The sequence below is a fragment of the Micromonospora andamanensis genome (assembly GCF_016863495.1).
Lineage (GTDB): Bacteria > Actinomycetota > Actinomycetes > Mycobacteriales > Micromonosporaceae > Micromonospora > Micromonospora andamanensis.
Map to the genome: position 1 here is coordinate 22,400 of NZ_BOOZ01000018.1, position 13,499 is coordinate 35,898.

14 protein-coding genes and 1 riboswitch are annotated in these 13,499 nt (G+C 73.2%); of the genes, 4 read left to right on the plus strand and 10 right to left on the minus strand.

Annotation, left to right across the window (positions count from 1 at the left end; genetic code table 11):
- Positions 1 to 56: 56 nt before the first annotated feature.
- A riboswitch (FMN riboswitch) is annotated at positions 57 to 229 on the minus strand.
- A 57-nt stretch (positions 230 to 286) separates the two neighbouring features.
- Positions 287 to 1,267, minus strand: a complete 981-nt coding sequence (locus Van01_RS16930; protein WP_239099123.1) for a response regulator — start codon at positions 1,265 to 1,267, stop codon at positions 287 to 289.
- Between the two features lies 1 nt (position 1,268).
- Positions 1,269 to 1,949, minus strand: coding sequence for a ribulose-phosphate 3-epimerase (rpe, locus tag Van01_RS16935; protein ID WP_204008089.1), 681 nt, complete (start codon positions 1,947 to 1,949; stop codon positions 1,269 to 1,271).
- A gap of 246 nt (positions 1,950 to 2,195) precedes the next feature.
- On the opposite strand from rpe, the gene Van01_RS16940 reads away from it, so the two are divergent.
- Entirely contained in the window at positions 2,196 to 3,083 is an 888-nt protein-coding gene (locus tag Van01_RS16940; protein WP_204008091.1) for a septum formation family protein, read from the plus strand.
- Between the two features lie 86 nt (positions 3,084 to 3,169).
- Positions 3,170 to 4,054, plus strand: coding sequence for a septum formation family protein (locus Van01_RS16945; RefSeq protein ID WP_204008093.1), 885 nt, complete (start codon positions 3,170 to 3,172; stop codon positions 4,052 to 4,054).
- Between the two features lie 67 nt (positions 4,055 to 4,121).
- Here Van01_RS16945 and Van01_RS16950 read toward each other — a convergent pair whose 3' ends face one another.
- Positions 4,122 to 4,316, minus strand: a complete 195-nt coding sequence (locus Van01_RS16950; protein ID WP_204008095.1) for a DUF397 domain-containing protein — start codon at positions 4,314 to 4,316, stop codon at positions 4,122 to 4,124.
- Positions 4,304 to 5,050: a DUF5753 domain-containing protein gene (locus tag Van01_RS16955; protein ID WP_204008097.1), complete on the minus strand. Its 747-nt coding sequence runs from the start codon at positions 5,048 to 5,050 to the stop codon at positions 4,304 to 4,306. Before Van01_RS16955 ends, Van01_RS16950 begins: the two co-directional genes overlap by 13 nt.
- A 226-nt stretch (positions 5,051 to 5,276) precedes the next feature.
- Between Van01_RS16955 and Van01_RS16960 the strand changes: the two genes are divergently transcribed.
- Together Van01_RS16960 and Van01_RS16965 are read left to right on the plus strand one after the other, a co-directional pair.
- The gene (locus tag Van01_RS16960; RefSeq protein ID WP_204008099.1) at positions 5,277 to 5,576 is read left to right on the plus strand and encodes a hypothetical protein; all 300 of its coding nucleotides are present in this window, start codon (positions 5,277 to 5,279) and stop codon (positions 5,574 to 5,576) included.
- Complete coding sequence (locus tag Van01_RS16965; RefSeq protein WP_204008101.1) at positions 5,573 to 5,830, plus strand: flavin reductase; 258 nt, start codon at positions 5,573 to 5,575, stop codon at positions 5,828 to 5,830. The genes Van01_RS16960 and Van01_RS16965 overlap by 4 nt, the downstream gene beginning before the upstream one ends.
- A 101-nt stretch (positions 5,831 to 5,931) precedes the next feature.
- Here the strand turns inward: Van01_RS16965 and Van01_RS16970 are convergent, their stop codons facing one another.
- The 6 genes from Van01_RS16970 to Van01_RS16995 form a co-directional block, all read right to left on the minus strand.
- Positions 5,932 to 7,347 (minus strand): RsmB/NOP family class I SAM-dependent RNA methyltransferase, encoded by a 1,416-nt coding sequence (locus tag Van01_RS16970; RefSeq protein WP_204008103.1) that lies wholly within the window; start codon positions 7,345 to 7,347, stop codon positions 5,932 to 5,934.
- Positions 7,344 to 8,270 carry a methionyl-tRNA formyltransferase gene (fmt, locus tag Van01_RS16975; RefSeq protein ID WP_204008105.1) on the minus strand — a complete coding sequence of 309 codons (927 nt, stop codon included), beginning with the start codon at positions 8,268 to 8,270 and terminating at the stop codon, positions 7,344 to 7,346. Before fmt ends, Van01_RS16970 begins: the two co-directional genes overlap by 4 nt.
- Positions 8,271 to 8,274: 4 nt before the next feature.
- Positions 8,275 to 8,835: a peptide deformylase gene (def, locus tag Van01_RS16980; RefSeq protein WP_204008107.1), complete on the minus strand. Its 561-nt coding sequence runs from the start codon at positions 8,833 to 8,835 to the stop codon at positions 8,275 to 8,277.
- Between the two features lie 43 nt (positions 8,836 to 8,878).
- The gene (locus Van01_RS16985) at positions 8,879 to 10,147 is read right to left on the minus strand and encodes a cytochrome P450 (protein ID WP_204008109.1); all 1,269 of its coding nucleotides are present in this window, start codon (positions 10,145 to 10,147) and stop codon (positions 8,879 to 8,881) included.
- An 87-nt stretch (positions 10,148 to 10,234) separates the two neighbouring features.
- Positions 10,235 to 11,215 (minus strand): AAA family ATPase, encoded by a 981-nt coding sequence (locus Van01_RS16990; protein WP_204008111.1) that lies wholly within the window; start codon positions 11,213 to 11,215, stop codon positions 10,235 to 10,237.
- Positions 11,216 to 11,483: 268 nt separating this feature from the next.
- Complete coding sequence (locus tag Van01_RS16995) at positions 11,484 to 13,436, minus strand: primosomal protein N' (RefSeq protein WP_239099124.1); 1,953 nt, start codon at positions 13,434 to 13,436, stop codon at positions 11,484 to 11,486.
- Positions 13,437 to 13,499: the final 63 nt, after the last annotated feature.

Genomic DNA, 13,499 nt, shown 5'->3' on the forward strand with positions numbered 1-13,499 from the left:
CGGCCGGGACGCGCGCACGCCGGAGCCCGGCGAGGCACACGGCCCCTTTCCGTCCCGCGCGCTGTCTCCCATCCGGACTGTCTGGGCGCGGACGAGCCGCCCCCAACCGTCGGCCCCGGATTCTCACCAGGTCCACCGGGCGGACGAACCGCTCCCGGGTCGCGGGCTTACCACGGTCGGGCCGTGGATCACCGCCGGTTCGGAATTACACCGAGTCCCGCCAGCGCGTGGTGGGTACTGAGCAAAGTCTTACACGTCCGGCGGGGCGCCGGGCCACCCGGGCGAGCTACTTCACATGACGGTGACCGGGGTCGGCGACGCCACGCCGGCGATCTACAGCCACGTACGAGCCGGGTTGGCTCTTCGCCACGGTCTTCATCTCGGAGGCGACGGTCATCGCCTCCAGCGGGTCCGTGATCCGCTTGTCGGCGTCGGAGATCGCGACGCCGATGGAGAGGGTGACGAGCGCGGCCCGGCGGATGTTGCCTCGCCGGTCCTTCAACTCCACGTAGCCGCGTTCCCGGTCGGTGGGATCGTAGAGGGCGTCCGCGGCCTTCTCGAAGTCCGACGACACCCGCAGGGTGAGCGGTCGTACCTGATCGGGCGTGCACACGAAGACGAAGTCGTCACCGCCGACATGGCCGAGGAAGGCCGGGGGCAGCGCCACCGCGACCACCGCCCGGTGCAGGCTGCGGGCCAGCGCGGTGATGAAGCCGTCACCCCGGACGAACCCGTACCTGTCGTTGACGCTCTTGAACCGGTCGATGTCGATGTAGCCGACGGCGTAGTCCGCGCCGCCCCGCACCCGGTCGGCGATCTCCCGGCGGATCCGGCTGTTGCCCGGCAGGCCGGTCAGCGGGGAGACCTCCCGGAACTCCTTGTTGCGCCGCAGCGTGGAGCTGACCCGGGCGACCAGCTCGGCGTTGTCGAAGGGTTTGACCAGGTAGTCGTCGGCACCGGCGTTGAGCCCGTTGACCTTGTCCTGGGTCATCCCCTTCGCGGTCAGCATGATCACCGGCAGGGCCGCAGTCATCGGGTCGGCGCGCAGCCGCCGGGTCAGTTCCAGCCCGTCCACCCGCGGCATCATCAGGTCGACAACGGCCAGGTCGGGCCGCTCCCGCTCGATCAGCTCCAGCGCCTCCTGGCCGTCCGCGGCGAGGATCACCTCGAAGCCCTGCAACCGCAGGTTGAACTCGACGAAGCGGGCGATGTCCTCGTCGTCGTCGACAACGAGGATCACGTCCTTGCGATCGTCGGAGGTCTCCACGTCAGGCCCGGGCCGCCGCGCGCTCGGCCAGGCCGCGCAGCCGGTGAATCGCCTCGGCCGGGTCGTCGGCGCCGTAGACGGCGGTGCCGGCCACGAAGGCGTCGGCGCCCGCCGCAGCCGCCTGCTCGATGGTGTCGGCCGCGATCCCGCCGTCGACCTCGATGCGCAGCTCAAGGTGGCCGGCGTTGACGTGGCGACGCGCGGTGCGGACCTTGTCCAGCAGCTGCGGCAGGAAGCGCTGCCCGCCGAACCCGGCCTTGATGGTCATCACCAGCAGCGTGTCGAAGCTGGGCAGCAGGTCGAGGTACGGCTCGATCGGGGTGTCCCGGTCGATCGCCAGCCCCGCCTTCGCGCCGGCCGCCCGCAGGTCCCTGGCCAGGGCCACCGGATCGTCGCAGGCCTCGGCGTGGAAGGTGACGTTGTACGCTCCCGCGTCGGCGTAGCCGGGCGCCCAACGGTGCGGATCGGTGATCATCAGGTGGACGTCGAAGGGCAGCTTCGTGGCGGCCCGCAGGCTCTGCACCACGGGCAGTCCGATGGTCAGGTTCGGCACGAAGTGGTTGTCCATCACGTCGACGTGCAGCCAGTCCGCGGCGTCCTCGACGGCACGGACCTCCTCGGCGAGACGGGAGAAATCGGCGGCGAGGATGCTGGGCGCGACGATCGGCGGCGGTACGGTCACAGGGCCAGTGTACGAACGCGGCCAGCAGCCACGACATCGTGCCAGCAACCGGGACACCCCGTGACCCGGAGGTGACCAATGGTGCAGAATGACCCCCTTCGGACCGGTGAAACGGAATGAAGCTCAGCTTCCACTGGCCAGACGACCGATTCGCGGCAACACTCCATCGGGGACGGTGACGGTATCGTGCAGGCCGGTGGGCGCGGGAGCCGGCAACCGGGCGGCAGCTCCCGGAAAGGGCGGACGATGCGACGGTGGCTCGCGGCACTGGCGCTGGCCAGTGTGGCTGCGATGGTGCTCAGCGGCTGCGTGCAGCCGGGCGGAACCGACGGCGATCTCACCGACGACTGGCAGACACTGCGGGCACCGACCATGTTCGTGCCGGCCACCGACGCCTGCCTGCCCCGGATCACCGCCGTCGTCCAGGCGAGCACCTACGAGACCGTGGACTGCGCCCGTAACCACCTCGCCGAGACAGTCCACGTCGGCACGTTCACCGACGCCGACGCGGAGGGCAGACGCCCGGAGCCGGGTTCGGCGGCGCTGCGTACCGCCCGGGCGGAGTGCGACCAGCGGGCCCGGTTGGTGCTCGGCGGTGACTGGCACACGGCTCGGCTGACCCTGAACATCTCGCTGCCGTCGGCGCCGGCGTGGGACGGCGGCGCCCGCTGGTTCCGCTGCGACCTGAGCGAGACCGACAGCATCGACAACACCCGGCCGGTCAACCGGACCGGGAGCCTGCGCGGGGCCCTCATCGGCGACTCACCGCTCGTGCACCGCTGCTTCGACCCGAAGCTGATCGGCGACAGCCTGAACTACATGGCCCCGGTGCTCTGCACCGAGCCGCACGGCGCCGAGTTCGTAGGCGTCTACGTCGAGCGGGACATGAGCTGGGAGCAGTTCGTCGGTTCGGCCGGTCAGGCCCACAAGCGGTGCATGGAGCTGATCGCCGCCTTCGCGGACGTACCCAACAACGCCGACCTGCCCTACCGCGCCGGTTCGATCTTCTACCCGCCGTCGCAGCGGGAGTGGGAGGAGGGCGACCGGGGGGTGCGGTGCATCCTGTGGAGCGACGACCGCAAGCTGACCGGCTCGATGCGCGGCGTAGGCCCGCAGGGACTGCCCGTCACCTGAGCACGGTGCGCAAACGGCCCGGACGGTCGCTGAGCCCGGTGCCGTATGCTGCCGCTTCGACAGCGGGGAGCGGGAGGTCGACGGGGATGCGACGATGGCTGACCGGAGTCGTCCTGGTGACCGTGGTGGCACTGGCGGCGACCGGCTGCACCAGACCGGCCGGCACCGACGGTGACCTGGTCGACGACTGGGCGTCCATCGGTGCTCCGGCGGTGTTCACACCCGACTCCGGTAACTGCCACGGGCAGCCGCAGGAGGTCGGCTACCTCAGCGCGTACGCACCTGTGGACTGTGCGCAGCCGCACCGGGCCGAGACCCTGCACGTCGGGGCCCTCACCGGCGCGACCGAATCGAGCCCGCCCGCCGTCGGCAGCAAGGGGATGCGCGCCGCGTTCGGCGAGTGCGACCGCGAGGTCCGCCGGACGTTGGGCGGCGACTGGCGCGGTGCCCGGATCGGGCTCACCGTCGTCCTGCCCTCGCCGCAGGCGTGGACCGGCGGTGCCCGGTGGTTCCGCTGCGACGTCCACGAGCTGCGCGGCCTCGACACCCCGGTGCCGGTACGGCGCACCGCCAGCCTGGCCGGCGCGCTGGACGGGTCGTCCCCGCTGCGGCACGGTTGCTTCAACGCCCGGATCGATGGCGACGAGGTGACCGAGATGGTCGCCGTCGCGTGCACCGCGCGGCACCGGGCCGAGTTCGTGGGCCTCTGGCGAGCGCCGGACAGCAGTTTCTCGGCGTTCGTGGCCAAGCCCGAGCGGATCCACACTGGTTGCCGCAGCGCCGTCGCCCGCTTCGCCAAGGTGCCGGACGACGGCAACCTCCAGTTCCGGGTCGGGACCATCTTCTACCACCCCTCGGAAAGCGAGTGGCGCAGCGGCAACCGGTCGGTCCAGTGCTTCCTCTGGATCAGCGACCGCACCCTCACCCGCTCGGTGAAGGGCGCCGGCACCCGGGCCCTTCCGATCACCTGACCTGCCCGCGCCGCCTACGACGAAGCGCCCGCCCCGCTCGGGGACGGGCGCTTGCGCGCGGCTCGGATCAGCCCCGAGCGGCGACCCCGGCGACGAACGCCTGCCAGGCCGCCGGGGCGAAGACCAACGCCGGACCGGCCTGGTCCTTCGAGTCGCGGACACCGACGACGCCGGGAAGGTTGTCGGCGACCTCGACACAGTCGCCACCGTTCGAGCTGCTACGGGTGCTTGTGCGCCACACGGCGCCGGTCAGGTCAGCCATGATCGTGCCTCAAGGAAGTCGATGGTCTGGCGGCGCGGCAGCGCCACCGAGCGCAGCGTATCCCAAATGGACCAGAGCGCGGCGGTGTCGTTGGTCAGCCGGCCGGCGGCCTGGTCGTCCAGGTACGCGACGTCGCCGTCCTCGGTGGTCGCGATGACGAACGGCCCGGCCTGCCCGGGGTGCAGGCCGGCGTCGAGCGGCAGCACGTGCAGGAGGATGTTGGGCCGCCGCGCCATCGTCACCAGGTGGTCCAGTTGCGGATGCATGATGTCCGGGGCGCCTCGACGCAGCGCGAACTCGTCGATGACCGCGACGAAGAGCGGCGGTTTGCGCCGTTCGAGGACCGACGACTGCCGGCGCATCCGGGTCTCGACGTAGCCGGCCACCTCGTCCGGGGCGAGCAGCCCGCTGCTGAGCACCGCCGAGGCGTACTCGGGGGTCTGCAACAGGCCCGGGATGACCGCGACTTGAAAGGACCGCAGCGCGGTGGCCTGGAGTTCCGTCTCCACCCAGGGCCGCAGCCACGGCGGCTCGCGCCGCTTCAAAATGTCCGGCCAGATGTCCTCGATGTCGCGCCCGAGCGCTGCAGCCGCCGCCGCGCGGTGCCGAGGATGCGGTACCCGCCCCGGCGTCACCCATCGCCCGACCGTCTTGGGATCCACGCCTACCTGTTCGGCGAGGCTCTCGGCGGTCTCACCCGCGTCCACCATGGCCGCTCTCAGCGCCTGATTCATGCCGCCTCCCGCATGACGTCCTTGACGTCTACAGAACCTATGCCTACGGGGTGTAGCCGTCCACATTCGCTGCGCGATTGTTTTCGTGGCGGCGCGCACGGGCCTTGGGACGGCAATCCCGCTCGCCGGGTCGCCGGGGGTCGCCCCTGGGCGAGCAGACCGGGGCGGCCCCCGCCAACCACGACGAAGGAGGCACCATGTCCACGCAAGAGCCGGCGCGTGACTGATGACCGGGCGGGAGGGCGGCACACCCCCGGTCCGCCCCGGCGTGTACCTCCTGACCCGGGAGGCGTCCCCGCAGTTCCACGAACCGATCCTGGTCCGGGTGATCCGGCAGCTGGAGCGCACCACGTACGACGGGTGGGTCTGGGTCGACGTCTACCAGCTCGACCGGCACGGGGACGCGACGCAGCGGCGAGCGCTGTTCCTGCGCCCGGCGGGAATGCGGCAGGTGAACGTCCCACCGGTCCCGTACGCCGAGCGTCGCTCCCGGCCCCGCTCCGCCGTCGCGAGCGTGACCGGATGAACGGCCGGATCGAGGCGCACGTCCCGTCCCGCCCGACGTGGCGTTGCCAGGCGTGCGGGGCCGCCTGGCCGTGCTCTCCGGCGAAGCTACGCCTGCTCGCGGTGTACCGCGACGACAAGCCGGCGCTCATGGTGCACCTGATCGAGCTGCGCGAGGAGGCCGCCGGTCAGCTCGCCGAGTCGGGCTCCGACGAGGACGCCGCAGGGCTGCACCGGCGGTTCACGGACTGGATTCCCGTCGGGTCCGCCGAATAGCCACCCGCCCCGGTCGTCGCGGCCATTCCCCCCGTCCGCCGCGACCGGGGCGGGTCTCCGCCGCGAACCCGGAGGCGGTCGGTGGCGGCGGGTTCGGGATTTCAGGTACGGCGCAGCAGGGCGAGGAACATGGCGTCGGTGCCGTGCCGGTGCGGCCACAACTGCACAGTCGGTCCGTCGCCCAGCCCCGGCATCCCGGCCGGCAGCACCGTACGCGCGTCGACGAAGTCGACAGGCACGCCGCTGCGGCGGGCCGCCTCGGTCACCGTCACATGGGTCTCCACCGTGTGCGGTGAACAGGTCACGTAGGCCACCACCCCACCCGGGCGGGCCGCCCGCAGCCCGGCGGCGAGCAGCTCGCGCTGCAACCGGGTCAGGGCCGACAGGTCGGACGGTTGACGCCGCCAGCGTGATTCCGGCCGGCGGCGCAGCGAACCGAGTCCGGTGCACGGCGCGTCGACGAGCACCCGGTCGAAATGTTCCTCCGGCAGCTTCGGCTCGCTGCCCACCAGCCGACCGTCGGTGTTCAGCACTGTCACCGGCAGACCTCGGGTGGCGCCGGCGACCAGCCGGGCCCGGTGTTCGGCCACCTCGACGGCGGTCAACCGGGCGTCCCGCTGCGCGGCGAGGGCCCCGAGCAGCCCCGACTTGCCGCCAGGCCCGGCGCACAGGTCGAGCCACCGGCCGTCCGGACCGTCCACAGGCGCCAGCGCGAGCGCGTTGGCGACCAGTTGGGAACCCTCGTCCTGGACGTGGGCGCGACCGTCCGCCACCGCCGCCAGCTCGCCCGGCGCGCCACCGGCCAGATAGACCGCGTACGGCGAGAAGGCACCGGGCGCGCCGCCCACCTCGTCGGCGAGCTCGACCGGGTCGATCAGGCCGGGCCGGGCGCACAGGTGCACCGGAGGGCGCTCATTGTCCTCGATCAGCAGGCGGGTGGTCTCGCCGAGGTCACCACCGAGCGCCTCGTTGAACGCCCGCACGATCCACTGTGGATGGCTGTAAGCCACCGACAGGTGACCGATCGGGTCCGCCTCGATCGACGGCGCCAGTTGGGACACCCACTCGTCGGCATCGCGGGTGGCGACCTCGCGCAGCACCGCGTTGGCGAACCCGGTGGCTCCCTGACCCACCACCCGGACCAGGTCGACGGTGGAGGAGACCGCCGCGTGCGGGGGCACCCGGGTGTGCAGCAGCTGGTACGCGCCGATGCGCAGCGCGTCGCGCACCGGCGGGTCGATCCGCTGCACGTCGCGCCCGGCCGCAGCGGTCAGGATCGTGTCGAGGGTGCCCAGATGGCGCAGGGTGCCGTAGGTCAGTTCGGTGGCGAAGGCGGCGTCCCGGCCGAACAGCCCCGCGTCGGTGAGGATCGCCGGCAACACCAGATTGGCGTACGCGTCATCCCGGTGCACCGCCGCGACCGCCTCGTACGCCGCGTAGCGCGCCCGGTCGACGACCGGCCGGCTGGGACGGGATCCGCGTCGCTCCGCGCCGCCACGAGCGGCGGTCTCCCTCATGCGAACACCTCCCCGGCGCCGACCCGGGCGCCGCGCGCCCAGTCGGTCGCCGGCATGGCCCGCTTGCCGGCCGCGCGCACCTCGCCGAGACGGACCGGGACGGTCGCCGTGCCGGCCAGTACCCGCGCCTTCTCCACGAGCAGCTCACCGGGCTTGAGATCGGGCGCGTCCGGTGCCGGGGTGACCGGGCCGAGCTTCACCCGCTCGTCCCGGAAGGTCGTCCACGGGCCGGGAGCCGGGGTGCAGGCGCGGATGCGCCGGTCCACCGCGAAGGCGGGGTCGCCCCAGCGCACCCGGGCGTCCTCGACTGTCAGCTTCGGGGCCAGCGAGACGCCGTCGGCGGGCTGCGGCTCGGCCCTCGCGGTGCCGTCCTCCAGCGCGTCCAGCACCGCCACCAGCAGCCCGGCGCCGCTGTGCGCCAACCGCTCCAGCAGGTCACCGGAGGTGTCCGCCGGCCTGATCTCGTCGGTGAGCGTGCCGTAGACCGGGCCGGTGTCCAGCCCCTCCTCCAGGTGGAAGACGCTCGCCCCGGTCAGCTCGTCGCCGTGCAGCACGGCGTGCTGCACCGGCGCGGCGCCCCGCCAGGCCGGCAGCAGCGAGAAGTGCAGATTGACCCAGCCGTGCCGGGGAATCTCCAGCGCCACCGGCGGCACCAGCGCGCCGTAGGCGACCACCGGCACGCAGTCGGGAGCCAACTCGCGCAGCCGGTCCAGGAACTCCGGCTCACGCGGGCGCGCCGGGGTCAGCACCTCGACACCGTGCTCGTCGGCCCACGCCCCGACCGGGGAGCGGACCAGCCCCCGGCCGCGTCCCGCAGGGGCGTCCGGGCGGGTCACCACGGCGAGCACCTCGTGCCGGGAGGCGGCCACGGCGGCTAGGGCCGGAACAGCGACAGCCGGCGTACCGGCAAAGATCACCCGCACCCGGTCACCGCCCCAGACCGAAAGGGCTGTCGGCGACGTGCGGGCTCACCTTGACAGTCGGCGGGGCGGCGGCGTCGTACCAGTCGGCCTGACGGATCGCCTTCATCGCCTCCTTGCGGCCGGCCGGATCCAGCCGGTCGAGGAAGAGCACCCCGTCGAGGTGGTCGGTCTCGTGCTGCACGCAGCGGGCCATCAACCCGGTGCCGACGATCTGCACCGGGTCGCCGTAGCCGTTGAAGCCCTTGGCGATGACGTTCTGGCGGCGCTTGGTGTCGAAGTAGAGGCCGGGGATGGACAGGCAGCCCTCCGGGCCGTCCTGCTCCTCCTCGTCGGGAAACTCCAGCACCGGGTTGACCAGGTGGCCGAGCACGTCGTCGACGTCGAAGGTGAACACCCGCAGGCCCACACCGAGTTGCGGCGCGGCGAGGCCGGCACCGCTCTGCTCACGCATGGTGTCGGTCAGATCCTCGATGAGCTTTCGCAGCTCGACGTCGAAGTCGACAACCGGATCGGCCGGCGTGCGCAGCACCGGATCCCCGAACAGACGGATGGGCTGGACGGTCACGCGGGTTGGCTCCTTCACGGCGGGACGGGAGTGCCGTACCAGTCTACGGACTGCCGACAGCCGTGCCGGCCGGCGCACCACCCTGCGCCGCCGGCAGCGGTTCACCCACGGTGACCGGCAGGTGGTCGTACCCGCGCAGGGTCAACCGGATCCGCCGCCGGGGCGGCCCGGCCGGCGCCAGCCCGGGCAGCCGGCGCAGCAGCGCCGGGAAGGCGACCTGAGCCTCCAGCCGGGCCAGCCCCGCGCCCAGGCAGTAGTGCGGCCCGGCGCCGAAGGAGAGCGGGTTCAGCTGGGCCCGCCACGGGTCGAACCGCTCCGGCCGTGGGTATCGCCGGGGGTCGCGGTTGGCCGCGCCGAGCAGCAGCAGGATCCAACTGCCGGCGGGCACCTCGACCCCGTCGAGCCGCACGGCCTCGCCTGTGGTGCGGGTGGTCAGCTGCACCGGCGAGTCGAAGCGGAGCAGTTCGTCCACGTACGCCGGGGCGTGCTGCGGGTGGTGCCGCAGCACGTCGGCGGCGCGGCTGTGGGCCAGCAGCACGGCCAGCCCGTTGCCGAGCAGGTTGGTGGTGGTCTCGAAGCCCGCGACGAGCAGGATCACCAGGTTCGCCAGCAGTTCCTCGCCGGAGAGCCGGTCACCGGCGTCGTGCGCCTGCACCAGGGCGGTGGTCAGGTCGTCGGCCGGTCGCCGACGACGGGCGGCCACCAGGTCGGTGAAGTAGTCGCGCAGCTCGGCGGCGCCGGCATCGGCCACGGCCAGCTCCGCCGGGGTGATCTCGGGCTCCAGCACCCCGGTCAGGTCGGCCGTCCAGCGCCGGAACAGCGGCCGGTCGGTGGCGGGGACGCCGAGCAGTTCGCAGATCACCCCGACCGGCAACGGGTAGGCGAACTCGGCCATGAAGTCCACCGGAGCGTCGCCCCGGCCGGTCGCCGCCATCGCGTCGATCAGCTCGTCGGTCTGCGCCGTGACCACGTCGCGCATGGCGCCGATCCGTTTTGGGGTGAAGGCTCCGGCGGCGAGCCGGCGCATCCGGCTGTGGTCGGGCGGGTTGGTCCGCAGCATGGACCGGGCGATCGAGGACACCGCCGGGCTCTCCCGCCAGGTCGGCAGGAGTCCGTCGCGCAGATGGTCGTCGAGCACCCGGACCCGGGCGTCGCGGAGCAGTTCGTCGGCCTCGGCGTGGCCGGTGACCGCGTACAGACCCGGACCGGCCGGCACGATCGGCCCGTGGGCCCGTAACCGCTCGTACGCCGGATACGGGTCGACCCGTCCTTCGGGTGACATGAGCGACGCGAGCGCCTCAGCGGCGTCCATCTGACCTCCTGGGTGTCCGGGAGGCTCCATCATGCCCGGGCAGCGCCATCGCGGGCGGCACCCGCCGCCGCCCATCCGGCAGCGGGCTCAGCCGGCGGGGCTCTCCCCGGCCAGCACCGCGTCGCCGGCGAGCAGGGCATGCTCGGGCAGCGGCAGGTGGATGTCGTGGGCTGCCGCCCAGTCGTGGACCAGGCTGGGGTGGGTCTGCGCGACGAAGTAGTCCATCGCGCTCACCCCGCCGACCACCGGCTCCTCGACCTCGGCGACCAGCCGGCCCGGCACCAGCCGGAAGCCGTTGCGCAGCGCGGCGCTGAGCCGTCGGTGCCCGTTGACCACGAAGAAGTACTCGCCGGTGTACCCGATCTCCAGTGGCTCCAGGCCGGTCTCACCGGCCGCGGCGACCTCGGCGGTGAAGGTCGAGTCCCACAGGCCGCGCAGGCCGGCGACGTCCTCGGTCGGGTAGACGCGACCGGGATCGAGCAGCAGCAACGGCGGGGCGCCGCGCAGCACCTCCGGCGCGAGCCGTCCCTCGTACGCGTCGACGATGCGCTCGATCACCTCGTCGGCGGGTGCCCGGGTGGTGTCGCAGATCAGGTCGTAGTTGCGCAACCTGGCCTTGTCCACGCCGTAGCGGATCAGGAACCGGCCGCGCTCGCTCTCGCTGCGTTCCCGGAGCTTGGCCTTCGCCTCCTCCAGCGAGGTGTAGCTCTCGGCCGGCCCGGAGGGACGCAGCAGGACGCGGCGGGCCGCCTCACCCGGCTCGGTGATCATGTGCACCTTTAGCGCGTCGGTGAAGAAGTGCCAGGCCAGCCGGGAGTCCATGACCAGGCTCTCACCGGAGGCGGCGATGTCCCGCTGGAGCTGGTCGACATAGCCGTCGACGGCCTGGTCCAGCTCAGCGTGCAGGTTCAGCTGGAGCGCTGTCATCTGCCGCTCCTGGGCCATCTGCCGGTAGAGGTCGCCGACGCTGACCCGGCGCAGGCCGAGCCGTTTGGCGATCTCGACCGAAACGGTGCTCTTGCCGCTGCCGAGGTCACCGTTGAAGACGATCGACTGACGAACGGTCACGACTGGTCCACCCCTGATCACCGGCTGGTTGAGGTCATCGATTTCCGCGCCGGGCCGACGCGGTTCCGCAGTCGTCGCGCCGCCCTCGGACACCTCCAGCTCGACCTGGAGTCGCCGTACGCACCGGCATGACGGGCGATGCTACCACCTCTCACGGGCCGGACCCGACTACGCGGCCCCGAGCGGGCGCGCCGACACACAGAGTCATGATCAGATGACATTTCGCATCGATTGGGACATCGGTCGGTACCCACCGTCACCGGGCCGGTCAGAACAAGGCGAGCGGATCGACCTGGAGGCGTACCGGGTCGGCCGCCTTACGGGCGCTGCGGACCCCGGCCGCTGCGTGCAGCGCGTCGGCCATCGCGGCGGCGCGGGCCCTCGGCACCCGCACCAGCATCCGTTCCCGCTCTCCGTCGGCCGGTACCGGACCGAGCAGTTCCGTCCCGTCGGGCAGGCGCGCCTGCGCCAACAGGTCGGCGACCGCGTCCGGCAGGCCGGTCACGCTGGCCATCCGCATCGCCGGGGGGAAACCCAGCTCCCGCCGTTCGGCCAGTTCCCGGGCGGCGAACCAGCCGGCGTCCCAGCGCAGCAGCGCCTGCACCGGCGCGAGCGCACCGTCGGCGACCACCACCACCCGGCCCCCCTCGGCCGCCGGCCGGGCCAGTGCCGCAGCCGCCGTCCAGCGGCGCAGCGCCTCCTCACCGGCCCGCAGGTCGGCCCGGGTGAGCAGGGCCCAGGAGTCCAGCAGCAGCACCGCGCCGTAGCCGCCGGCCGCCAGCGGCTCGGCGCCCGGGGTGGCGATCACCAGGCCCGGCCCGTCGGGCACGTCGGCGAGCACCTCCTCCCGGCCGGAGGTGCGCACCGGCACCCCCGGAAAGGCCCTACCGAGTTCCTCGGCGGTCCGCCGGGCACCGGTGACCGAGGCCCGCAGCCGCCGCCCGCCACACTGCGGGCAGGCGTACGCGGCGGCGATCCGGGCGCACCAGCGGCAGGCCGGCGACCCACCCGCCGACGGCAGCGCGAGCGGGCCGGCGCAGTGCGGGCAGCGGGCCGGGGTCCGACATTCGGCGCAGGCCACCGAGGGCAGGTAGCCGCGCCGGGGCACCTGGACCAGGACCGGCAGTTCCGCGCGCAGCGCCTCCCGGGCGGCCGTCCAGGCCAGGCTCGGCAGCCGGGCGGTCGCCGCGCCGGGATCGCGGGCCAGTTGCGGGTCGTCGCCGGTCGGCACGATCGCGGGGGTACGCGCCCGCAGCACCGCCCGGTCGGCGATCACCTCACGGGCCCAGCCGGTCTCCACAAGCAGTTGCGCCTCGGCGGTACGGGCGTAGCCGCCGACGAGTGCGCCCGCCTCCGCCAACTGGGCGCGGGTGAGCAGCACCTCACGGGCGTGCGGGTAGGGGGCCCGCGGCTCGGCGTGCAGATCGTCACCGTCGTCCCAGATCGCCACCAGCCCCAGCCTGTCGACCGGGGCGAACATGGCGGCCCGGGTGCCGATCACCACCGGAGCTTCGGCACGCCGGGCGGTCAGGAAGGCGCGGTAACGCCGCGCCGGGCCGAGCGCGGCCGACAGGCAGACGTGCCGGCCCGGCCCGAGCCGGGCGGTGAGCGCGGCATCGAGCCGGTCGAGATCCCGCCCGTCGGCAACCACCACAAGCGCACCCCGGCCGGCGGCCACCGTGGCGGCGACGGCTGTGGCGTAGCGGGCCGCCCAGTCCTCCCCCGGCAGTGCCGACCAGACCGCCCGGGGGGAACGCCCGTCGGCAAGGGCCCGCAGCAACGCCGGCCCGGCCGGGTAGTCGCGCCAACCTTCCGGCTCCGGCTCCGGCTCCGGCTGCGGCTCCGGCTGCGGCTGCGGCTGCGGCTGCGGCTCAAGTTCCGGCGACCCGGCGGGCGGGGCCGCGGTCATGATCTCCTTTTCCACCCGGGCGTGCCGGGGTGGCACCGCCAGCCGCAGCACGTCGGCCAGGCTGCCGGCGTACCTGTCGGCGACGACCCGGGCCAGCCGGGCCACCTCCGGGGCGAGCACCGGCACCGGAGAGACCACCTTGTCCAGGTAGGCGAGCCGGGGATGCTCGGAGCGTTCGGCCCGTTCCAGCAGCCAACCGTCGACGAGCTGGCCGGCGAAGCGCACCTTCACCCGTACGCCGGGCACGGCGTCGGCGGAGAGCGCCTGGGGAACCAGGTAGTCGAAGGGGCGGTCCAGATGGGCCAGCGGCACGTCGACGCAGACCCGGGCGACCGGCGACCTGTCAGCGGGCCGCCGGTCGTCACGCCGGGTGGT

Coding starts and splice junctions, on each gene's coding strand:
- Van01_RS16960 (WP_204008099.1), top strand. CDS start 5,277: ATGACCGGGCGGGAGGGCGGCACACCCCCGGTCCGCCCCGGCGTGTAC.
- Van01_RS16940 (WP_204008091.1), top strand. CDS start 2,196: ATGCGACGGTGGCTCGCGGCACTGGCGCTGGCCAGTGTGGCTGCGATG.
- Van01_RS16955 (WP_204008097.1), bottom strand. CDS start 5,050: ATGAATCAGGCGCTGAGAGCGGCCATGGTGGACGCGGGTGAGACCGCC.
- Van01_RS16985 (WP_204008109.1), bottom strand. CDS start 10,147: ATGGACGCCGCTGAGGCGCTCGCGTCGCTCATGTCACCCGAAGGACGG.
- Van01_RS16950 (WP_204008095.1), bottom strand. CDS start 4,316: ATGGCTGACCTGACCGGCGCCGTGTGGCGCACAAGCACCCGTAGCAGC.
- Van01_RS16970 (WP_204008103.1), bottom strand. CDS start 7,347: ATGAGGGAGACCGCCGCTCGTGGCGGCGCGGAGCGACGCGGATCCCGT.
- Van01_RS16945 (WP_204008093.1), top strand. CDS start 3,170: ATGCGACGATGGCTGACCGGAGTCGTCCTGGTGACCGTGGTGGCACTG.
- Van01_RS16965 (WP_204008101.1), top strand. CDS start 5,573: ATGAACGGCCGGATCGAGGCGCACGTCCCGTCCCGCCCGACGTGGCGT.